Annotated in this window: 18 protein-coding genes; 8 read left to right on the top strand and 10 right to left on the bottom strand. The window is 67.7% G+C overall.

Annotated features, from left to right (window positions below; translation table 11 throughout):
- Positions 1–66: 66 nt before the first annotated feature.
- Positions 67–768: an SDR family oxidoreductase gene (locus ACWIGI_RS00970; RefSeq protein ID WP_454200266.1), complete on the top strand. Its 702-nt coding sequence runs from the start codon at positions 67–69 to the stop codon at positions 766–768.
- A 52-nt stretch (positions 769–820) separates the two neighbouring features.
- On the opposite strand, the gene ACWIGI_RS00965 is transcribed toward ACWIGI_RS00970, so the two are convergent.
- Complete coding sequence (locus tag ACWIGI_RS00965; protein ID WP_454200265.1) at positions 821–1,186, bottom strand: hypothetical protein; 366 nt, start codon at positions 1,184–1,186, stop codon at positions 821–823.
- A 98-nt stretch (positions 1,187–1,284) separates the two neighbouring features.
- Between ACWIGI_RS00965 and ACWIGI_RS00960 the strand changes: the two genes are divergently transcribed.
- Positions 1,285–2,268, top strand: a complete 984-nt coding sequence (locus tag ACWIGI_RS00960) for a GlxA family transcriptional regulator (protein ID WP_454200264.1) — start codon at positions 1,285–1,287, stop codon at positions 2,266–2,268.
- A 148-nt stretch (positions 2,269–2,416) separates the two neighbouring features.
- Positions 2,417–3,124 (top strand): HD domain-containing protein, encoded by a 708-nt coding sequence (locus ACWIGI_RS00955; protein ID WP_454200263.1) that lies wholly within the window; start codon positions 2,417–2,419, stop codon positions 3,122–3,124.
- A 10-nt stretch (positions 3,125–3,134) separates the two neighbouring features.
- On the opposite strand, the gene ACWIGI_RS00950 is transcribed toward ACWIGI_RS00955, so the two are convergent.
- Both ACWIGI_RS00950 and ACWIGI_RS00945 read right to left on the bottom strand, forming a co-directional pair.
- A complete protein-coding gene (locus ACWIGI_RS00950; protein WP_454200262.1) occupies positions 3,135–3,641 on the bottom strand; it encodes a hypothetical protein in 507 nt (168 codons plus the stop codon).
- 23 nt (positions 3,642–3,664) lie between these two features.
- Entirely contained in the window at positions 3,665–4,984 is a 1,320-nt protein-coding gene (locus tag ACWIGI_RS00945; RefSeq protein ID WP_454200261.1) for a vWA domain-containing protein, read from the bottom strand.
- A gap of 298 nt (positions 4,985–5,282) precedes the next feature.
- Between ACWIGI_RS00945 and ACWIGI_RS00940 the strand changes: the two genes are divergently transcribed.
- Complete coding sequence (locus ACWIGI_RS00940) at positions 5,283–6,395, top strand: tetratricopeptide repeat protein (protein WP_454200260.1); 1,113 nt, start codon at positions 5,283–5,285, stop codon at positions 6,393–6,395.
- On the opposite strand, the gene ACWIGI_RS00935 is transcribed toward ACWIGI_RS00940, so the two are convergent.
- The 3 genes from ACWIGI_RS00935 to ACWIGI_RS00925 form a co-directional block, all read right to left on the bottom strand.
- Positions 6,352–7,323: an alpha/beta hydrolase family protein gene (locus ACWIGI_RS00935; protein WP_454200588.1), complete on the bottom strand. Its 972-nt coding sequence runs from the start codon at positions 7,321–7,323 to the stop codon at positions 6,352–6,354. The two genes, ACWIGI_RS00940 and ACWIGI_RS00935, sit on opposite strands and share 44 nt — an antisense overlap.
- A gap of 177 nt (positions 7,324–7,500) precedes the next feature.
- On the bottom strand, positions 7,501–8,853 hold the full coding sequence (locus ACWIGI_RS00930; RefSeq protein ID WP_454200259.1) for a DoxX family protein: 1,353 nt from the start codon (positions 8,851–8,853) through the stop codon (positions 7,501–7,503).
- A gap of 108 nt (positions 8,854–8,961) precedes the next feature.
- The gene (locus ACWIGI_RS00925; RefSeq protein ID WP_454200258.1) at positions 8,962–9,765 is read right to left on the bottom strand and encodes a class I SAM-dependent methyltransferase; all 804 of its coding nucleotides are present in this window, start codon (positions 9,763–9,765) and stop codon (positions 8,962–8,964) included.
- A gap of 127 nt (positions 9,766–9,892) precedes the next feature.
- Here ACWIGI_RS00925 and ACWIGI_RS00920 point away from each other — a divergent pair, with 127 nt between their 5' ends.
- Together ACWIGI_RS00920 and ACWIGI_RS00915 are read left to right on the top strand one after the other, a co-directional pair.
- Positions 9,893–10,441 carry an AMIN-like domain-containing (lipo)protein gene (locus ACWIGI_RS00920; protein WP_454200257.1) on the top strand — a complete coding sequence of 183 codons (549 nt, stop codon included), beginning with the start codon at positions 9,893–9,895 and terminating at the stop codon, positions 10,439–10,441.
- 237 nt (positions 10,442–10,678) lie between these two features.
- Positions 10,679–12,025 carry a VWA domain-containing protein gene (locus ACWIGI_RS00915; protein ID WP_454200256.1) on the top strand — a complete coding sequence of 449 codons (1,347 nt, stop codon included), beginning with the start codon at positions 10,679–10,681 and terminating at the stop codon, positions 12,023–12,025.
- A gap of 54 nt (positions 12,026–12,079) precedes the next feature.
- Here the strand turns inward: ACWIGI_RS00915 and ACWIGI_RS00910 are convergent, their stop codons facing one another.
- Both ACWIGI_RS00910 and ACWIGI_RS00905 read right to left on the bottom strand, forming a co-directional pair.
- Positions 12,080–13,528, bottom strand: coding sequence for an FAD-dependent oxidoreductase (locus tag ACWIGI_RS00910; RefSeq protein ID WP_454200255.1), 1,449 nt, complete (start codon positions 13,526–13,528; stop codon positions 12,080–12,082).
- Positions 13,529–13,626: 98 nt separating this feature from the next.
- The gene (locus ACWIGI_RS00905) at positions 13,627–14,586 is read right to left on the bottom strand and encodes an SGNH/GDSL hydrolase family protein (RefSeq protein ID WP_454200254.1); all 960 of its coding nucleotides are present in this window, start codon (positions 14,584–14,586) and stop codon (positions 13,627–13,629) included.
- A 240-nt stretch (positions 14,587–14,826) separates the two neighbouring features.
- Here ACWIGI_RS00905 and ACWIGI_RS00900 point away from each other — a divergent pair, with 240 nt between their 5' ends.
- Positions 14,827–14,964 (top strand): hypothetical protein, encoded by a 138-nt coding sequence (locus tag ACWIGI_RS00900; RefSeq protein ID WP_454200253.1) that lies wholly within the window; start codon positions 14,827–14,829, stop codon positions 14,962–14,964.
- Positions 14,965–15,058: 94 nt separating this feature from the next.
- Here ACWIGI_RS00900 and ACWIGI_RS00895 read toward each other — a convergent pair whose 3' ends face one another.
- A complete protein-coding gene (locus ACWIGI_RS00895) occupies positions 15,059–15,928 on the bottom strand; it encodes an alpha/beta hydrolase (RefSeq protein WP_454200252.1) in 870 nt (289 codons plus the stop codon).
- 248 nt (positions 15,929–16,176) lie between these two features.
- Here ACWIGI_RS00895 and ACWIGI_RS00890 point away from each other — a divergent pair, with 248 nt between their 5' ends.
- Positions 16,177–17,670: a phosphatase PAP2 family protein gene (locus tag ACWIGI_RS00890; protein WP_454200251.1), complete on the top strand. Its 1,494-nt coding sequence runs from the start codon at positions 16,177–16,179 to the stop codon at positions 17,668–17,670.
- On the opposite strand, the gene ACWIGI_RS00885 is transcribed toward ACWIGI_RS00890, so the two are convergent.
- Positions 17,662–19,821 carry an MMPL family transporter gene (locus ACWIGI_RS00885; protein WP_454200250.1) on the bottom strand — a complete coding sequence of 720 codons (2,160 nt, stop codon included), beginning with the start codon at positions 19,819–19,821 and terminating at the stop codon, positions 17,662–17,664. The two genes, ACWIGI_RS00890 and ACWIGI_RS00885, sit on opposite strands and share 9 nt — an antisense overlap.
- Positions 19,822–19,969: the final 148 nt, after the last annotated feature.

Genomic DNA, 19,969 nt, shown 5'->3' with positions numbered 1-19,969 from the left:
TCAGGCCGACCATGACTATAGTTCTCTATAGTTAGAGTTCGAGCCTGGACGCGAAGAAGGTAAAACATGACCACACTCGAGGGAGCGACCGTTCTGGTCACGGGCGGACAGCGGGGGCTGGGGAAGGCGTTCGCCCGGGAGTTCCTGGAGCGGGGTGCGGCCAAGGTGTACGTCACCGCCCGGAAACCGCAGGAGAGCGACGACCAGCGCATCGTGCCGCTGGAACTGGAGGTCACCGACCCGAATTCCGTTGCCGCCGTGGCGGAGCGGGCGAGCGACGTCACCATCGTCGTCAACAACGCGGGGGTGCTGCGGCCCGCCCCGCTGCTGCGGGCCGACTTGGCGGGGGTTGAGGAAACCTTCGCCACGAACGTCTTCGGCCCGCTGCGGGTCGCCCAGGCGTTCGCTCCGATCCTGGCGGCGAACGGAGGCGGCGCCCTGGTGAACATCCACTCGGTGCTGTCGTGGAGTTCGGGCGCCGCGGCGTACGGCGCGTCCAAGGCGGCGCTGTGGTCCGTCACGAACTCGCTGCGCATCGAATTGGCCGGGCAGGGAACGCAGGTCGTCGGCGTCCACCTCGGGTTCGCCGACACCGATATGGTCAGGTCGATCCCGGCGGAGAAGCTCGCGCCGGCAGTCGTCGCGGCCCAGGTCGCCGACGGCGTGGCGCAGGGCGCGTCCGAGGTTCTCGTCGACGACTTCACCAGACAGGTCAAAGCCTCCCTGTCGGGGCCGGTGGAGGGACTCGCCCTGACGCTGGGGAATTGAGAGCCCCGGGTGGGCCCGATCGTGAATCCGGCCGGGCCCACCCGTCGCCCCACTACGAGCACTGTGACAGCAACAGGGTGAGCACAACCACCGCGACAACAATGCTGCCGACCCACAACGCCATGCCCGGCCCGTCACCCCCGCCGGATGTCGCAGGCGCGGAGCGGCTCCGGCGCTCGTCTTCCTCCTCCGCGTTCCAGTCGGCGACGATCGCACCGCGAAGCTGGATCATCGCCTGGGACTGGCCGATCTCGTCGGCATAACCATCCAGTTGCCGCGTGAGCCGAACCGGGTCTCCCCCGCGCCAGCGAACCCCTCTGGCGGACAGGATCACCGTCTCGTTCGACGGCGACTTCCCCTCCGACATCAGCGTGACATAGCTGCGGACATTGGCCAGATACTCTGATTCGTCTGCCATGAGCCTTCGCACCTCTTCATAGCTCGAAGCTATAGTTTAAATCCCTTCGTGCAGTAGGCATATGACCTAATGTGCCTGTGCACCATTAGATTCACGCCATGGCGATTGTGGCGGTTATGGCTCCCGACGACGCGCTCGGTTTCGAGGTGATGATCGCGGACGTCGTGTTCGGGGCGGCGAACGCCACGGTCGAACGCGACCACTACGACATCCGGATCGTGACCAAAAGCGGTAGTGCGGACATCGCTTCGGGCGACGGGGTGGTGGGACTGCGCAGCCGGTGGAGCATCGAGAGCCTCGCGGTGGCCGACCTCGTCATCGTGCCGGGCACAGCGGGTTTCCTCACCGAGCCGGACCGGGAGATCGTCGACGCGCTCAAACGCGCCGGCGAGCGCGGGGCCCGGCTCGCCTCGGTGTGCGTCGGCGCTTTCACGCTCGCCGCGACGGGACTCTTGGACGGGCTGCGGGTCACCACGCACTGGGAGTACGCCGACGAGCTGGCGCGGCAGTATCCACGCGTCGAAGTCGATGCTTCGGTGCTGTACATCGACAACGGAAAGGTGCTGACCTCCGCCGGTATCGTCGCCGGGCTGGACCTGTGCCTGCACATCGTGCGCCAGGACCTCGGCGCGGCGATCGCGGCGGACACCGCGCGCCGAATCGTGATGCCGCCGCGCCGAGATGGCGGGCAGGCGCAGTTCATCAACCACGCAGAGCCCGTGCGCACCGACACCTCGCTCCGCCCCGTGCTGGAGTGGATGGAGGCGAACCTATCGCGCTCGCTGACGCTGGAAGAGGTTGCCGCGCAAGCGGCCATCAGCGTACGCAGCCTGAATCGCCGCTTCCGCTTGGAGATCGGAACGACGCCGCTGCAATGGCTGCTGCGCAGACGAGTGCATCACGCACAGCGGCTACTGGAAACCACACGGCTGTCCATCGAACACATTGCTACGGAAGCGGGATTCGGAACCGCGACCACGCTGCGATACCACTTCGCGCGGTTGACGCAGACCACACCCCAGGCCTACCGCAACAACTTTCAGCACCGCGCGGATCCGCACCCGACGCGCATCGCGGGTTAGCGACGACAACCCCGCGACTGGCCAGAATTGTTCGGCATCTGGCTATCCGGCCACTGGGCAACGAGTTCCGGCGATTCGAGACTGGAGACGCGCCACGGAACGATCTCCACTTCGCGGCGCGACCCCGACAACGCGGAGAGGACCCGTCGTGCCACACCCTCAGCCGACCACCGAAAACAGCCGAGCCACAGCACCTTCCGAACACCACGAATCACTGACACTCCCACCCACACCCCTCACCACCGACACCCTCGACCTGATCACCACCGCGCTCGAACCGCCCATCCGCAACCACAGCGTGCGCGGGTTCCTGTTCGCCCGCGCCCTCGCGACCTCCCGCGGCCTGCGCCCCGGCGCGGACTACGACGAGGAAAACATGTTCCTCATCTGCGCCCTCCACGACATCGCCCTGTCCGATATCGCCAACGGCCCACAGCGTTTCGAGGTCGACAGCGCCGACTACGCCGCCCGCTACCTGGAGGAGCGCGGCATCACCGACAACCGCGTCGACATCATCTGGGATGCCATAGCCGCACACACCACCGGCCTGAGCGACTCCCCCGTCTACCAGCGCCGCCGCCCCGCCGAGATCTGGCTGTCCGTCACCGGCATCGGCTACGACCTGGGCGGCGACCCCGGCGACCTACCGCCCGGCTTCGCGGCCCACGTCCACGCGACCTACCCCCGCCTCGGCGGCATCCGCGCCCTCTCCGCCGCGATCGAGCGCCAGGTGGTCGCCGATCCCCACAAGGCCCCGCCCGGCAGCCTGCCCGGTGAGATCCTGCGCCTGAGCCACCCCAAGCTGGTGCCCTTCACCTGGAACACGGTCCTCGACACCAACCCGTGGGGCGACTGACCTTTCGCAGTCAGTCGGTCGATTTCGCCAAACCGTGGGTGATGTACATGAACGTCGGGTCGTGGCTCTCGCCGCGGTAGTAGGCGAAGGCCATGCCCGCCTCACTGTTCATCGACCGGAAGAGGAAGAACTGCAGGTCCGGGAACATCGAGTTCAGGTGTTTCAGGATCCCCATCGCGTCGGTCTCGAAGCGTTGCAGCTGGTCCGGGGAAGCTCCGTTGTCCTTCAGGTGGCGCAGGACCCGCTGGAAGTAGCCCTTGAGGTACTCCTTCAGTTCGCCTTTCGTCTCGAACCCGGTTTCGGTGTAGCCGAACCCGATCGTGTCGTCGATGACGTTGTTGACCCGAGGGGTGTCGGCGTCACCGGGCGCGAGCGGACTGCCGTCTTGGGCGACGATCCGCGACTCGACTTCGAACAGACCGGTGACGACATCGCCCCGGGCATCGGAGACCGCCGCGGTGGCGAACGACTTGGACATCACGTGGTCGTTCGTGAAGATATCGTGCCAATCGCGCATCGCCGTTCACCTTCCGAAGAACTTCAGCCGAATTCCACTGCCATGAAACAGATTACGGGCGCGCTCCGGACCACGAACCGCGTTCGAGTCCTCGACCGGTTCAGCGCAGCACACCCGCCCGGCGCGCCGCCGTCAGCCAATCGGGGAACTCGCTGAAGCTGGTACAGCTCGGCATCACTCATCGCGTCGATGTCGGGAACCGCGAAGAAGCCCGCGTTGTCGACCACGCGACCGTCGAGGGTGTCGAGCTTGCGCAGGATCCCGAAGTCGTTGCGGCCCAACCCGATGAACTGCCAGAACGCCGGCAGGTTGGAGGCCTGGCGCATCAGGGCGGTGATCTGGGCGCGGTTGTGGAAGCCGCCATCGGTGAAGAACAGCACGAGCGCGGGGTCGGCGCCGGGGCGCAGGGACCCCAGAATGTCGGTCATGACGGGTATCTCGTCATTGACGCCGCCGATCTGACGGTCGTAGTCGATGCCGCCGTGCCGCCCGGACAGGTGCAGGTAGGTCGCGCTCCAGGCGTCGGCGGTGGCGACGGTGACATCGGGGAGCTTCGCGAAACTGTCACCGTACAAATAGGTTTCGAGGTTGCCATCGTCGTCTAGCTGGATGGCCACGGGGATCATCCGCTCCACCACCCGGTGCACCACCTTCTTGCGGTACAGGCTGTGCATGCTGCCGGTCTTGTCGATCACCAGGATCACCCGCGCCCGAACCCCGCCCGCGCCCTTGGTGAGCAGCACTTTGGCGACTTCCCGCTTGCGCAGGTCGAGGGTCTGTCGTTTCTCCAGCGAGAGGGTGGCTTCGCCCGCGACGGTGCGCACCCCCGAGGGATCGTCCTGCGGCGTGACGGGCGCATCGTCGACGGTGATGCCGTGGTCGGTGACCAGGTCCGCGAACCCGCCGGCGTAGCCCTGGCCGACGGCGCGGACCTTCCACTCGGCGTTGCGCCGGTAGACCTCGAGCGCGATGACCACCGACTCCGGCCCGAGCTGGTCGATGCGGTACTGGCACAGCACTTTTCCGGTGTGGTCGGCGACGGTGGCGACCGGCGGCGGAAACTGCCCGAAGCTGGCGCGCGGATCGTCGAGGGTGATGACGGCGCGGATCTGGTCGATTCCGGCGGGCACCCGCGCCGGGGAGATCCGCAACGCGCCCGCGGACAGGTCTACCCCCGGCGCGTGCGGCTGGTTGTAGAACACGAAGTCGTCGTCGGACCGGACTCGCCCGGCCGCGGTGACCAGTAGCGCGGACAGATCCACCGCGGCGCTGGAGTGAACGGAGACCACGAGATCGGTGGCCTGCAGAGCGATGTTCTGTCCCTTGAGCAGCTGCGCTGTCATGATCGAATGCCTTTGTCCGTGCCGGGTTCCAGCGAGGAGGATCCGGGCCAACGCTACGGCCTGATCCGGCCCGCCTCACCGTGGTTTCCGCGATGCGGCGCAAATCGTCAGTTTCCGCTGCCTCGAGCGATGCCCGGCGCCGAAGACTGTCGCTCGTGCGCGAAGCGGCCGCTGACCGGGGCACGGACGGACGAACTATGGGATGCTCGGCGGGCCGGTGCGGGTGTAACCGGTCGTGGCGGACCTTGGTTCCGGAATCCGGCCCTGTCCGGCGCGCGACGAATCACACGGGGTGGGTATGGCGCGCAGATCACTGCTCGGGATCCTCGAGCAGGGCAAACGGAATCCCGAAACGCTGGCGGACACCGTCACGCTGCTGCGGCGTGTGCACGCGGTGGTACCCGGGATCGAACCCAGTCTCGCCGAGGCGCTGCACTTCCTGGCGCGGGCGCTGTCCGACGAAGGTCAGCTCGAGCGGGCGCTGGCCGCCGTCGAGGAGGCGATCCGGCTCTATCGCGGCGGGTCGGCCGTCCGGCGATCGCGGCGCGATGCCCGGCTCGCCAGGTCCCTGAGTGTCCGGTCGGACATCCTCGAGGATCTGGGTCGCAGCCGGGAAGCGGCGGCGGACGCGCTGGAGGCGATCGCACTGTGCCGGGCCGGACTCCCCCGCGACCCACGCCGGTTCGGGCCGGCCCTGCTGATGGCGCTGGATACCGCCGCCCGGGCCTTGGACGAGATCGAGGAACCCGAGCAGGCGCTTCCCCTCGGCGCGGAACTCGTCCACATACTGCGCCGCCTCGCACCGCACCGACCGAGATACGAACCCCTGCTGGCCGGCGCGTTGCAACAGCTCGGGCTCTACTCGTTCCACGCGGGCGAGCTCGGGGACGCGCTGCGCGCCACCGACGAGGCCGTTCGGCTGTACCGGCGCCTGGAAGACGAGCAGCCGGAATCCGCTGCGCAACAGCTCGACTCGGCGATCGGCAACCGAGACTACTTCCTCGATCAGCTGGAGCTGTCCGGAAAGGTGGTCCTGGGCCCGTATCCGCTGTGCGCGGAATGCGAACGGACCAACGGCGGTCTGGTGGCGGTGCGCCACCGCCAGATCCACGTCCGCGCCGCCGGTCGCGAGTCCTGCGTCGACCACGCCCTGCGCATGATCATCGCGAGGCTGTGGGAGAACGGTTGCGATACCCGGAACTCCTGCCAGGATTTCGATTCCCGGGCGATGGTTGTCCCGGTGGCGGGACAGACTCGGCTTACTGTAGAAGTATTGGCGCGCATGGGCATTCATGCCGAAGTCGTAGACACCGCCGTGTTCTTCCCGCGTCCGACGGGCACTGCCGACGGACCCGACAACACGCCTTTCAGCGAACAGGCCGAGACGCCGCGTAGTCGCGGAGCACAGTGAGGTAGCCGGGCGCGTAGAGCGAACGAGGGGCGAACAAGGCCGTCGCGACAGCGCGCCAGTCCTGATCGTTCTCGAAGGATGCCTTCACCAGGCTGTGGGAGGCGTTCGGGAATCGGTGGACCGTCAGTTGTTCCGGTGCGAGGTGGGCGCGGTAGGTGCTTTCCGTCTCGGTCACGTCGACGTTCAGATCCTCGTCGCCCAGGACGACCAGGATTGGGGACTTGATCCGGGGCAGGAAGCCGGTCGCGTCGGACAGATAGTTCAAGCGGACGAAATTCCAGCGGGCCGCCGACATCGGGGGCGAATCCGGTTGGGCGGCAAGGTATTGCTCGTAGGTGGCGTTCTCGCGTAAGAGCCGCAGGACGGTGGTGCGGCGGTCCAGGGCCTCGGCCAAGTCCGACTCGGGGGCATCGTGGTGGCGGAGCTCAGCCCGCAAGTTGTACTCGCCCTGGCGTAGCCAATTCACCGCCCCGCCAACGAGAATCAGGAACTGCAGGGCAGGATCGTTCGCGGCCACCTCGGGCAGCACCCAGCCGGCCTGGCTGATCCCCCACAGGCCGATGCGACGGGGGTCTATGTCGGCGCGCTCACGCGCCCAGGCGATCACCGCTTCGGTCTCGCCGGCGCGGTCGTGCATCGTCTGGTCGAGCCAGTTTCCGGGGGCGCCGTCTACGCCGGGCTTGTTCCAGGACACGGACGCGTAGCCGGCCTCGGCGAACGACTCCCAGATCGGTTCGTAGAACGAGTCGCGGGTGGCGTCGGCGGGGCCGTCGCCGTGCACGAAGACGACCAGGCCGAAGGGGCCGTCACCGTGTTCGGGCAGGGCCAGGGTCGCGTGCAGGGGTTGCGTGGATCCGGGAATGGTCAGCTCGTGCCGCTGGACGGCGAAGTCGTTCGCGTGGATCACCCAACCGCCCGCGCCGACCATCAGCGCGATTACGCAGGCGAGCGCCACGACCGCGCGCCGCAACCACCGCCGGGGACTGTGCGCCCGATTCGGGGCATCGTCCGGGTTGGTTCGTGGGTCCGGCACACCTTCCATGTTTCTAACGTATCAGATACGTCCGTTTTTAATTCGTAAGTTTCAATGGACGGCAACCGCGCACTATCGCGACGGACAAGCCGGGCGACCGGAAACGCAGTCGTTGTTGGGGTACTCGTTGACCCAGTGGAACCCGTCTCGGCGCAGCGTGAACCGGTCCGGGTCGTACCGAACCATTTCCACGGTGAGCGGCCTGCCGTTCGCCTCGCCGGTGAGGTGCAGCTGATCCGGGGTCGGACGGGACACGGTGAAAACCGCCCACGGGGCAGGGACCGCATCGTCCAAGGATCGGAAGGTGAGCTGGGCGGTGCCCTGGTTCATGTCCGCCCGGACCGGGGTGAAGCGATCATCCATCGCCTGAATATCCACGGTGTCGAGCTGATCGAACACCAAACGCCGCCAGCGCGTTTCGTCACCCAGTACCGCCGGCACCGGCACGCCGTCCCGGACGAACTCGGTCACATCCCAGATCCCGTACAGCGACGGCTCGGACTGCCGCTGCTGGGCGGACACCAGCCCTTTCGCGGTGCCCGAGATCAGCAACCACAGCAGCAGCGCGATCTGCAGGCCCGCGACGACGCGACGCCCGCGCGGAGTTCGGCACGGCAGCGGCGCGGTCGAGGGGCCGGCGGCGTTGCCGAGCAGCACCGCCGTGATGCGCCGCGCCTCCGGCGCGACCAGGACCAGGGCCATCAGCAGAACGTGGAACGACAGGATCTTGACCGGGACGTCGTAGGTCATGTTCAGGATCCAGATCTGGGTGGACCCGACCACGGTCAGCAGGGCACCGGGCACCGCCGTGCGCGGAGTCAGAAGCAGTACGCCGCAGAGGATTTCCACGAATCCGAGGATGGATTCGTAGACCGGCGACACACCCACCTGGCTCCACAGCACGCCCATGGGCGTGAGATCTCCGAACGGCTGGAGCAGCCGAGTCAGTGACGGCGGCGGCATCTGGAGCTGGAACGCCTTGACGATGCCGTAGCTCAGCATCGTCCCGGCCAGGCACACGCGCAGGAAGACCATGAACCACGCTGCCGCCGTGCGATATTCGGAGCGCCCGCGGTCCAGGACGCTCCAGACGAGCGTCGCGAGCACCGCCGTGACGAGAAGGCAGAACAGCAGCACCCAGTCGTAGGCGGTGTCACCGCTGCCGGAGTTCCGCCGCACGACCTCGATTCCGAAAACCGTGCGCCCCACCCATTCGACGCCTGGCCGCGGCGCTCCAGAGCCGATCGGCCCCCACCACGCCGCCATCCCGGGCAGCTCCAGGATCACCTGGGTCAGTAGCGCGAACAGCCCGAAATACACCACCCCGAACCGAAACAGAATTCGAGTGATCGGCCGCCACCCGGTCTCGCCCGGCGAATCCTGCTCCGCGACAGCACGGCTCGGCTCCACGATTACGGTACTCATCCACGGTCCTTCCCCCAAGGCCACAGCCCCTCCGGAAACAAGATCGCGGTGCGGACGCGGGGCGCAACAATTCCCGCGATCCAGTCCCCGGCAGCCGAGGGAACCCCCCTATCCCCGCGTCGCGGTCAACACCTCCAAAGCGACCGGTTCGACGAATTGCCCACTCGGTTCGATAGCGAGCAGCTCGGCGGCTACCGCCTCTTCGAACTCGGCGCGCCGGTCTCCGAGCAACCGCCGCAGCGGCAACGAGGTCGAATAGAGGTAGCCCATCGCCTGTTCGAGAGTCCACGGCCGAGGGAACTCGTACACCCGCCGGTGCACCCGTGAAAATGCCGACTCTGCCAGCACGTGTTCGTGCCGGTGCCGCGGGTCCGCCGGCGGGGTCGGACGCTCCTGCTGATCCGGGGGCAGAAAGCGGCGCTGCACGCCGTCGATCGCTCGTTGCCAGGCCGTCGTCGGCCGAACGAGACAGCTGTCGTTGGCTATCACCACGCTGCCGCCGTCGACGACCCTGCCGTCGAGGTCCGCCAGCACCTGCGCACGGTCCATCCAATGGAACGACCGGCCCATGGTGACGACCCGAAACCCGCCGAGGTCGACCGGCAGGTCAGCCGAACTACCCCGCCGCCACGTCACATTGGTCACCGCCGCCGCGCTGGCCTGGCGCGCGGCCTCGGCCAGCATCTCCGGTTCGGGATCCACGCCCACGGCCTCTAGCACGTGCCGCGCCAGCGGAATCGTCAATTGCCCGGTGCCGCAACCCAAGTCCAGCAACCTGCCGGCGCCGTCGAGCCCCGTGCGCCGAACCAGATCATCGAGCACTTCCGGCGGGTAGCCGGGGCGATAGCGGGCGTAGTGCCAGGACGTTCCCGCGAAGAGACCGGTGTCCCCCGTCGATTCGATCGCGCTCATCTCGTTATCCTTCCGGCAGAAATCGGCCCATTCGATACCCAGCAGCGACTGTCCCGTGTCTAACACCGTGTTCCGGCCGGCCGATCTATCCGGTATCAACCGTCTCTCTGCCGAAGGCTGGTGCGACATGCGTCGCATACTCTCGATATTCGTAGCGCTCGCAGCGCTCGTTCTCACCCTGCTACTACCCGTCGGGCAGGCCCGCGCGACGCCCTCCTACTGCGGACTGGTCTGGGGCTCGCTCGACAAGTCCGACCCGGACCATTCGACCGCCACACTGACCAATGTGAGGTCCGGGCGGCAGGACTGCTACGACCGCATGGTCATCGACCTCGCGGGCCCGGTCGCGGGCTACCGCGTCGGCTACGTCGACGGTGTCTACATGGACGCCTCCGGCGAGCCGGTTCCGTTGCGCGGCAGTGCTTTCCTGCAGGTGGTCGTGTTCGCCCCCGCCTATGACGGCTCCGGCAACCTGACCTACAACCCCGCCAACCGCAAAGAACTGACCAACGTCTCCGGCTACGACACCTTCCGCCAATTGTCCTGGGCCGGAACGTTCGAGGGCCAGACCACGATCGGCCTGGGCGTACGCGCCCGCCTCCCGTTCCGGGTGTTCACCCTCGACGGTCCGGGCACCGGCAACCGCATCGTGATCGACGTCGCCCACCGCTGGTAGTCGAGCGAACCATCAGCCCCTCCGGAGCCGGCCCGCTCGGCTCCACCCCGGCCGTGCACAATCGTGCCGCCACACGGAGAGCAGGTTCGTTGATCGAGAACACACATCACTCGCGCCCGCACTTCGTCGTGGAGCACTCCGGATCCTCATCTGCTTCCCAAGCACCCACTTCCCTGACTATCGGGCCACCTGCACGAGCGGCGCGCGAAGAGGAGTCAGCTCGTCACCAATCGTAGATTGGCACGATCCGTCACCTCGACGCAGTTAATCGGTGGCATAGCATTATTCGCGCTGTTCAAGCATCAGCAGAGAAGTTCTAGATATACCCAGCGCGACTTCAGACATCAGGGTGGCCCCAACTTGAATACGAGATCTTCGCTCAGCAAAGGCGAGAACGCCTCTCTGTCAATCGGTTCCGTCACTTGCTCCGTCACATTGCCCGGCCTGTCCATTGACGTATCGGCTCTCCTGGTCGGATCCAACGGAAAAGTACGCGGCGATAACGATCTCGTCTTCTACAACCATCCGGTGCAGGACGGAGTGTCCGTATCCGGAAGCACGATCACCGCAGATCTGCCACACATGCCCGGGAACGTCGAGAAGATCGTCATCGCGGCAAGTGCGGATCCCCTGGTCCCGGGGACCGTGTTCACCACTGCGCCCGTGCTGAGCATCTCGCAAAAATCCGGTCCCGAGCTCAATTTCGAAGCGCCGCGGTTCAGCGGAGGAGAGACCCTCGTCGTACTGGCCGAACTGTACCGACGGGGTGAGGGCTGGAAGGTCCGAGCGGTGGGCCAAGGCTACTCCAGCGGTCTCGCTGGGCTCGCCGCAGATTTCGGGGTAGCGATCGATGACGACGAAGGCCCCGCCACACCGACACCTACCGGGTCGAACACGCCCCCTGCCACTGATCCGACGGTCGACCTGACCAAGGTGGAGCGGCGGGCGCCTGCGCTGCTCGCGCCCGCACGCGAAGCAAGCCGAGCGCTCGCCGATGTTGGGTTGAGTGGTCGACGTGCGGCGGTCTATCTGATGCTCGACCACAGCTATGAAATGTCCGATTTCTACGAATCATTCGCGGTCCAGGCCTTTGCCGAGCGAGTTCTCGCCCTGTCTGCGAGTCTCGATGACGACGGCACTGTGCCGGTAATCTTCTCCGGTGATCGTGAACCGTTCATCGAGGAAATGAGTCTCGATAACTATCGCGGCCGAATCGGGGATTTGCACACCCAAGTGGATTGGGGCTGGGGCAATGTCGCCTCGGCGATGCGTCGAGTAGTCGGCCACTACCAAGAGTCCGGGAGCACCGACCCGGCTTTCGTCGTTGCCCAAGTCACCGGAGACCCGTCCGACAAGGCAGAGATCCGATCACTGCTGCAAAACAGCGCAGCCCTGGGCGTGTTCTGGCTGTTCGTGGGTTTCGGACGAGGCAAATTGGCGTTCTACAAGAACCTGAACGCATCGACCTCGGCCACCTTCACCAATGTGGCGTTCTACGACGCGGGTGGCAACCCGGGTTCCGTACCTGGGAACAAGTTCTACTCCGGACTCGTCAAGAACTTCGGAAGTTGGATGCGCCTTTAGCCGTTTGCGATAGGTAGGGGCTCGTGACTGCTCGGGCCGTGCCCCCTCCGGCGATCAAGTCTCTGAGCCGAACCAGGCGGGGATCACCTCGCGGGCGAAGGCGCTGATGCACTCGGCGGTCGGGCCGGACAGGACCTCGCCGGTGAAGTAGATCGAATCGCGGCCCTGGACCCGGGCGACACGATCGAACCAGCCGGCGCGGACCGCGGGGGCGCTCGGGTGGGCGGGCCACTCGGCGATCGTTTCGGTGATCAACTCGGGGTCGTCGAACAGGAACAGGCTTTCCTTCGCGAGGGCCCAGGCTTCGGCGGGGGTCACCGAGAGGTCGGAGTTGCTGAAGCACACCCAGTAGGGGCCGGGGTGTTGTTTGTTGGCGGCGGTGATCCGGTGCAGGGCCTGCTCGGGATCGGTGTCGGTGTGGCTGCCCTGGGGATCCATCAGCCAGAAGCCGAGGGGGTCTGGGGCATTCGTCGGGAACGTGATGATGTCCCCGGGGACTTTGATCAGGTAGCTGCGGGTCCAGGTGCGGGGGCAGTTCCGTTCGGAGAACAGGTCGTGGAGCTCACCGCGGGGGAAGATCTCGCGGATCTGGGTCGGGCGGGCGGTGACCACCACGCGGGAGTAGATCGCGCTGCGCGACTCCGTACCCGCCCGCCAGGACACCCGAACCCGCCGGGGCCCAACGGGTTCTATCGCGGTCACCCGGCTGTTCACCTGAACCTGGAGCTCGTGGTCCCGCAGCATCCGCCGCAGAAAGCTGATGAACCCGCGGCGGAAGCTCAGGGTCACCGGGCGGCGCGAACCGATCTGGGCGACGAGCGAGGGCGGCATCCGGTCCAGCAGCTCCGCGCGCCGTCCCGCGTGCAGGGTCAGCAGCATCTTGGCCAGCTGCGAAACATGGCCGGAGATATGGGCATTGATGTTGATGATGGTCTCGACCGGCTGACGCGGCCTGCGCATGTTCGCGTACAGCGCGATGCCCTGCAATACCTCGCCCACCAGCGGTGCGCGCCGCGCCCGCCAGCTCTCCCAGGTCTCCCCCGGCACCCGGTCGAAGTTCAGCCCGGCCGGCCCCGGCCCGTGTTTGGCGCGGACGGCCCGTTCGATGATGTTCCACGCCTCGACCAACTGGTCCACCGCCTGCTCGGCGGTGAGGGTGGACAGCAACGGCGGAAAGTGCGGCGGCACCGCGAATCCCGGCTTGCCGGACTCGGTTCGGGAGACGAAGTACAGCGCCTCGGGCTGGAGCTCCACCGGATGCCGGCGGAGCAGCTCGTCGATGGCGGTTCCCGACATATCCGCGCCGAAATCCTGCTGGATGACGAGATGCGCTTGGAAATCATAGATTTCGCCGTCGACCTCGGCGGTCCGGCAGTATCCGCCCGGCTCCGGCCCCGCCTCGAGGATGTCGATCCGCTCGTGGCCGAGGCCGCGCAACTGCGCCGCCGCCATGATGCCGCTCTGACCGGCTCCTATGACGCAAACGGGTGCGGTGACATCCATGGGAACTCCCCCATCGACACGAACGCGGAACCCCGATTATGCGCCTCGGGCCGGGCTCGCACCGTGGGTTCCACGATGCGAGCCCGGCCCGGGCAAAGTCAGCGACCGGCGTGGATCGCGTTGGCCACCACCGCATCACCCTGTGTGGACGGGTGGAAGAACAGGCCGCCGAGGTCGGCGCGCGGGTCGAAGACGCCGTTCACCCACGGGGTGGCCGAGCAGAGGCCGTGACCGGCGGTCAGCGCGCGGGCGTCGATGAACTCCAGACCGAGAATCTCCGCCGCCTCGCGCTGCGCCCGATCGATCCGATCGAAGTACTCGACCGCGGCGCGACCGCGCGGATTGACGAACGGGGCCACGCCGAAGAAGTTGAGGCACACCGTATCCGAGCCCGACACGAACAGTTCCGGATAACCGACCAGCACCAGGCGCGCGTTCGGCGCGTAGTAGCGGATGTAGGTCACCGCGTTGCGCATGCGCTCGGCGAAGAGTTTTCCGGAGACGCCGTTGTAGTCGGGTATCCGGCCCTCGTCCACGGCCTCCGGACCGCAGCCGAGTTCGACGTTGAACACGCACTGCTGCAGCGAGTTCCACATCGTCTGCTCGTTCTTGCCCCACTTGTCGTTCATCCCGAACTGGAACGTGACGACCTTGGTGCGCGGCCCGAAGGCCCCCTCCTCGTCCGCCCGCTTGGCCTGCATGGCCAGGGTCCACCCCGGCCCGCTGTCGATCGAGGCCCCCGGGCACGACGGATTCGACATGCGGTCGGTCCCGTCCACCCCCATCAGCTTGCCCAGCTGCCTGGGCCACGCCGTCGGACCGTGCCGGCGACAGTCGGTCTCCTGCTCGATGATGTTCCACACGTTCGCCGAGAACGAATCCCCCAGCACGACGAGTTCCTTACCCTCGGGCGCCGGGTCGGCCCCCGCCGCCGTCGCCCCGCTCACCGACGCGGAGACCGCCACCGCCGCCGTACACAGCCACCGCACGCCACTGCCGAACACTCGAACTTCCCGCCTTATACCGAATTGCCCGCCGACCGCGTCGAATGTGGCCAACCTGTGCACTTTCGGCCAGACAGTACTGCAGACACAAATCCCCGGCAACGCCTTCGCTCGGCGGCAGACGAATTCGGCGGGCGCTCCCGGATTTCCCGCGCTGGAATCCACAATTCTGCCGACAATTCTGTCGGCTTGACGATCGATCGATCGGCTGCTCCGCGACACCGGCACGATTGCCGATGATCTTTCCGGGTAGCCGGAGGACAGACCGCTCTCCCCGAACAAAGGACACCAGCCATGACTACCAGCCCCGATGCCGCACGTCGGGCGGACCGTGATCGCGACGAGGACGAGCCCGCGGCCGAGCCCGACCCCATCGCCACCACCGAAGACCAGGCCGCCAACATGGATAACGAGGGCGACACCCCGAACTGAGGAAAGACGGCGCGAATTCGTCTCTCCCGGCCGCCCGAACCGAATGGCAGCGCCACTCGAATTCAGCGTCGGGCCCGATTCCGACGCGACGGATTCAGCGGGCGAGCACCGACCGGAACATCGCAGCGGCGGCATCGGCTGCCGCCTCGATGAGCCTGGGGTCGTCGTAGAAGTCGATCTGTCCCACCGACTCCAGCCAGAGCTCGGACTTGGGGCTCGGCACCGTCGCGTAGAACTTGCGCGCGAAGGCCGGGACCAGGGCGTTCTCCGAATGCACCAGCAGGTACGGCACGGCGATGCGGGCGGCCGCCTCGACGGCGTCGAATTCGCCCGTGTAGGCGAAGGATTCGACGGCGAACGCGTTGGTGTAGTTCGGCACCGCGCCGCGGGGAGTCCCGTAGTACTCGTACGCTTCACGCAGCGGCATACCCACGTCGCCGCCGTCCGGGGCGACCGCCGGAATCGTCTCGGTGACACCGGTTTCGAGCCGGCGCTGGGCGGCCGCCCGGCCCCGGGCGATGGCCTCCGCGCTCGGCGTCGCGACCGAAGTGTCGGAGTAGTACCCCGCCACCCCGGCGTACGCCCGGATCCGCGGGTCGTCCGCGACCGCGCGCGCCATGTACCCGGCCCCGGCGCACACGCCCAGCGCGACCACCGGCAGGTCCCGGGTGCGCTCGTCGCCGAGCAGCGCCGTCACCGCCGCACCGATGTCCTCGGCCTTGCCGTACGGATTCTCGAACTGACGCGGCTGCCCCTCGCTCTCCCCGAAGGTGCGGTGGTCGAACGCGAGCGCCGCGAACCCGCGCGCGGCCAGCGCCCGGGCGTAGGCACCCGACGCCTGTTCCTTGACCGAGGTCAGCGGACCGGTGGTGACCACCGCGGCGAGCGGCTCGCCGGCAGGCAGGTGCAGCACACCCGCGAGCCGGTCGCCCGCGCTGGTGAAGCCGAATTGTGCTGTGCTCATTCAATCCTTCAATCGTTGTGACGGCGTGAGCCTGTGCGGGCACCGCCGTACAGCCGCACACCACAACGAGGCGACCGCACGCGCCCATTCCCGCATCCGGAAATATCACCGTCGCGACTTCGCACGCGAGCGCACCGGTGCACCCGTCGGGCGAACCGGTCTGATTGCAACGGCCCATTGCGGGAAACCGAAACAACGACCGGCATCCGTCACCGCGACGGGCGCCGCACGATGGCAGGAGGTTCGGATTGTCTGTCGACCGGCAGGACGTCGATGTCCCGACGAGGGTGGCCGATCCCGGCGAGCGCCACGATGATCTCGTGGCCGCCGAGCGGTTCGCCGTCCGCAGCGGCGTGGCGCTGCTGGTCGCCGTGGCCGTCGGAATCGGTTTCGGTGCGCTCGCGGTGCCGGCCCGCACCCGGTGGGAACCGATGCAGCGGGTGGACCAGCAGATCGTCGACCGGGTGGTCTCGGTGGTCGCGGCGAACGACGCACTGCGCAGCGGCCTGGAGGTCCTGACCAGGTTCGGGTCGAGCGTCACCCTGGTCGTGCTGCTCGCCCTCGCCGCCATCTGGCTGGCCCAGCGCGACCAGCAGCGCCTCGCGGTGTACGTAATCCTGGCCGCCACAGGCAGTTTCATCCTCAACGTCGCGGTCAAGGCGGTGGTGGGGCGGCTGCGCCCCGAGGCCGAGAATCCGGTCTACACAGCGGGCGGGTGGAGCTTCCCCAGCGGGCATTCGATGAATTCCCTGGTGTGCTACGGGATTCTGCTGCTGGTGTTCCTTCCGGCCATGGGCGCCAAGACACGGCGCGCGGTCGTCGCTGTCGTGACGCTGCTCGTCATCGCGATCGGGTTCAGCCGGATCGCGCTGGGTGTGCACTTCGCCACCGACGTGCTCGCCGGCTGGCTGCTGGGGTCGCTGTGGCTCGCCTCCGCCACAGCCGCCTTCCTGCGCTGGCGGCGCGATTCGGGCATCCCCGAGGACGGACCACTGCCGGGCGATCTGCCCGGAGACGACGAGCGGGAGCTGCGGCCCGTCCCGGACGGACACGCGGCCCCGATGCCGCACCCGTGGCGCGGGGCGGCGCGGCTCGCGGCGGGCTGGCTGCTGGTGGGAGCGCTGCTCGTCGGACTGGGCCTGACGATCCGGGCACTCCAGTCCGACACCACCGCGCTGCGGGAAGATCACGACAGCGTGGCGACGCTGTCCGAAAACCGCAATCCCACACTGAATTCCATCCTCGGCGTGTTCGGCGAGGTGGGCAACACCACCGCCGTGATCGTCGTCGCCCTCATCGTCGCGGTCCTGGCGCTGGGCGCCCGGCGCGACTGGCGCCCGGCCCTGTTCCTCGCGGTGGCCATGCTCGGCGAGATCACCCTGTTCCTGGCGACCACCGCGATCGTCGACCGCGACCGCCCGCGCGTCAACCATCTCGACCCGAATCTCCCCCCGACCTCCAGCTTCCCGTCCGGGCACGTCGCCGCGGCCCTGACGCTCTACCTGAGCATCGCGCTGCTGCTGTGGTTCACCACCACCGGACGGCGCTACCGGGTCCTGGCCGCGATCGTGCTGCTGATCCCGGTCCTGGTTGCCGCGCAACGGCTCTACGCGGGCGCGCACCACCCCACCGACGTGCTCGGCTCGGTCATCCTGGCCGTGGCGTGGACGACCATCTCCTGGCGGGTCATCGCGCCCACACGCACCCGCACGCCGCGGCGCCCGGAACCGGCCTCACTGTGAAATCAACTGCCGCTCGGCGCTTTCCGCCACCGGTGAGCGGGTGCGTCGCAACCATCGCGGCGCCCACCAGCACCGGTCGTCCAGGATCGCCATGGACGCCGGGACCAACAGAATGCGCAGGATGGTGGCGTCGATGAACAGCGCCGCCATCATCCCGTAGGCGATGTATTTCATCATCAGCAGGTCGGAGAAGGCGAAGGCGCCCACCACGACCAGCAGCACGAGCGCGGCCGCGGTGATGATGCGCGCGGTCTCGGCCGTCGCGGTGCGAATCGCCTCGCGGGTGGACAGCCCGGACGCGCGCGCCTCGGAGATCCGGGACAGCAGGAAGACCTCGTAATCGGTGGACAGGCCGTAGATGACCGCGATGACCACCACCAGAATGAGCGCCATGATCGGCTGCGGGGTGAAGTCGAGCAGGCCCGCACCGTGGCCCTCGATGAAGACCCAGGTCAGAATCCCCAGGGTCGCGCCGAGCCCGAGGGCGTTGAGCAGCGCCACCTTCAGCGGCAGCACCACCGAGCCGAAGGCGAGCCACAGCAGCACCGTGGTGGTGAGCAGGACGATCGCCAGCATGGGCGGCAGCCGATCCGCCAGGGCGCGCAGACTGTCCCGCAGGATCGCGGGCTGACCGCCGACCAGCAGGGTCGCGCCGTCCGGCACCGCGATGGCGCGCAGGGCGTCCACGGTGGGTCCGCCGTTGTGCGAATCCACCAGCGGCGCTTCGGTGACGAACACGTCCGGCAGCTCGGTGCTGCGGCGCGGCACGGCGAAGGGCGCCGCCAGCCCCGGAACAGTGTTGGCCGCGGTCCAGACCGCGCCCGCCGCCGTGGGATCCGAGGTCCGGATGATCAGGTGCACCGGATCGACCCGGCGCTGGGGGAACAGCTCGTCGAAATGCTCCTGGGCCACCCGCGTGGGGTGCTCCGGGGGCAGGAACCGTTCGCTGATACCGCCGAAACTCATGTCGGCGACCGGCGCGATGAGCAGCAACAGCCCCGCACACACCGAAACGAACACCGCGACACGATGTTTCACCACCCGCGCGATCAGGCGATACCAACCCGCACCGGACCCGCGACGCTGAAACCGCCGCACCCCCAGCAGATTCACCCGCCGCCCGAGCAGGGTGAGCAGCGCGGGCAGCACCGTCAGGGCCGTGATCGCCGCCAGCGCCACGGTCACCATCGCCCCGAGTGCGAAGGACCGCAGGAAGTTCTGCGGGAACAGCAGCACGCCGCCGCTGGCCGCCACCACGATGACCGCCGAGAACGCGACCGTGCGACCGGCCGTGGCGACCGCCCGCCGCGCCGCCGCCTCGACCTCGTCGCCCGCGTCGAGCTGTTCCCGGAACCGGCTCACGATGAACAGCCCGTAGTCGACCGCCAGACCGAGGCCGATCATCGAAACGACCGGTGAGACGAAGGAATTCACCTCCATGCCGGTCGCGATGACCCGCATGACGCCCCACGCCGCCGCCACGGTCAGCGCGCCGATCACCAGCGGCAGAGCCGCCGCCACCGCACCGCCGAAGACGAAGAACAGCAGCACCGCCACCGCCGGAATGGCGAGCAGTTCCATGCGCAGCTGGTCCTGCACCATGGTGTCGTTGAGCGCGCCACCCACGGCCTGCCCGCCCGCGACCTGCATCTCGACCCCGTCGAGCCGCAGCGCGCCGGCGATCGTGCGGTAGTCCCGCATGACCGTGGTCTCGTCGTCGCCGGCCAGCGCGATGGAGGCGAAGCCGTACTGCCGGTCCTCGGTGCCGAAGACATTGCGCTGCGCCACACCGGTTTCGGTCGGCCAGTAGGCGCCGTTCACCTTCGAGATCTCGCGCGGATGATCACGCGGCAGGCTGTCCAGGAACCCGGACACCGTGGACGCGAAACCCGGGTCGTCGATCGTCGCGCCGTCGGGTGCCCGGAACAGCAGGATCACGTCCCCGGCGCGGTCGCGCCCGAACGCGCTCTCGCGTAACCAGGCCGCCCGCACCGATTCCGACCGCGGATCGTCCCAGCCGCCCGAACTCAGGTGCGCGTGCAACCCCAGTCCGTAACCGCCGAGGGCGAGCAGGCCCGCCGACACCAGACCGAGCACCAGCAACCGCCGGCGCACGACGAAATCCGCCCACAGCGCGAACCCGATGAACAAAGAACACTCCCGAGATCGTGGGTACGCGCGCCGATGCTACCCGGCGCCACCGGACCGCAGGAGCGATTCGTGGCGCCTCACAGAACCCCGGACGAACCTTTGTGGCCGTGGATCAACCTGCTCGCTCGTCGGACGAAACCCCTTGTGG

It is taken from the genome of Nocardia sp. NPDC055321 (assembly GCF_053645575.1).
Note: the sequence above shows the minus strand (reverse complement) of the source record. Positions and strands in the feature narration are given on the sequence as shown.

Coding starts and splice junctions, on each gene's coding strand:
- ACWIGI_RS00940 (WP_454200260.1), top strand. CDS start 5,283: ATGGCGCGCAGATCACTGCTCGGGATCCTCGAGCAGGGCAAACGGAAT.
- ACWIGI_RS00920 (WP_454200257.1), top strand. CDS start 9,893: ATGCGTCGCATACTCTCGATATTCGTAGCGCTCGCAGCGCTCGTTCTC.
- ACWIGI_RS00895 (WP_454200252.1), bottom strand. CDS start 15,928: ATGAGCACAGCACAATTCGGCTTCACCAGCGCGGGCGACCGGCTCGCG.
- ACWIGI_RS00910 (WP_454200255.1), bottom strand. CDS start 13,528: ATGGATGTCACCGCACCCGTTTGCGTCATAGGAGCCGGTCAGAGCGGC.
- ACWIGI_RS00900 (WP_454200253.1), top strand. CDS start 14,827: ATGACTACCAGCCCCGATGCCGCACGTCGGGCGGACCGTGATCGCGAC.
- ACWIGI_RS00970 (WP_454200266.1), top strand. CDS start 67: ATGACCACACTCGAGGGAGCGACCGTTCTGGTCACGGGCGGACAGCGG.
- ACWIGI_RS00960 (WP_454200264.1), top strand. CDS start 1,285: ATGGCGATTGTGGCGGTTATGGCTCCCGACGACGCGCTCGGTTTCGAG.
- ACWIGI_RS00950 (WP_454200262.1), bottom strand. CDS start 3,641: ATGCGCGATTGGCACGATATCTTCACGAACGACCACGTGATGTCCAAG.
- ACWIGI_RS00935 (WP_454200588.1), bottom strand. CDS start 7,323: ATGGTCGGCGCGGGCGGTTGGGTGATCCACGCGAACGACTTCGCCGTC.
- ACWIGI_RS00945 (WP_454200261.1), bottom strand. CDS start 4,984: ATGACAGCGCAGCTGCTCAAGGGACAGAACATCGCTCTGCAGGCCACC.
- ACWIGI_RS00965 (WP_454200265.1), bottom strand. CDS start 1,186: ATGGCAGACGAATCAGAGTATCTGGCCAATGTCCGCAGCTATGTCACG.
- ACWIGI_RS00925 (WP_454200258.1), bottom strand. CDS start 9,765: ATGAGCGCGATCGAATCGACGGGGGACACCGGTCTCTTCGCGGGAACG.
- ACWIGI_RS00930 (WP_454200259.1), bottom strand. CDS start 8,853: ATGAGTACCGTAATCGTGGAGCCGAGCCGTGCTGTCGCGGAGCAGGAT.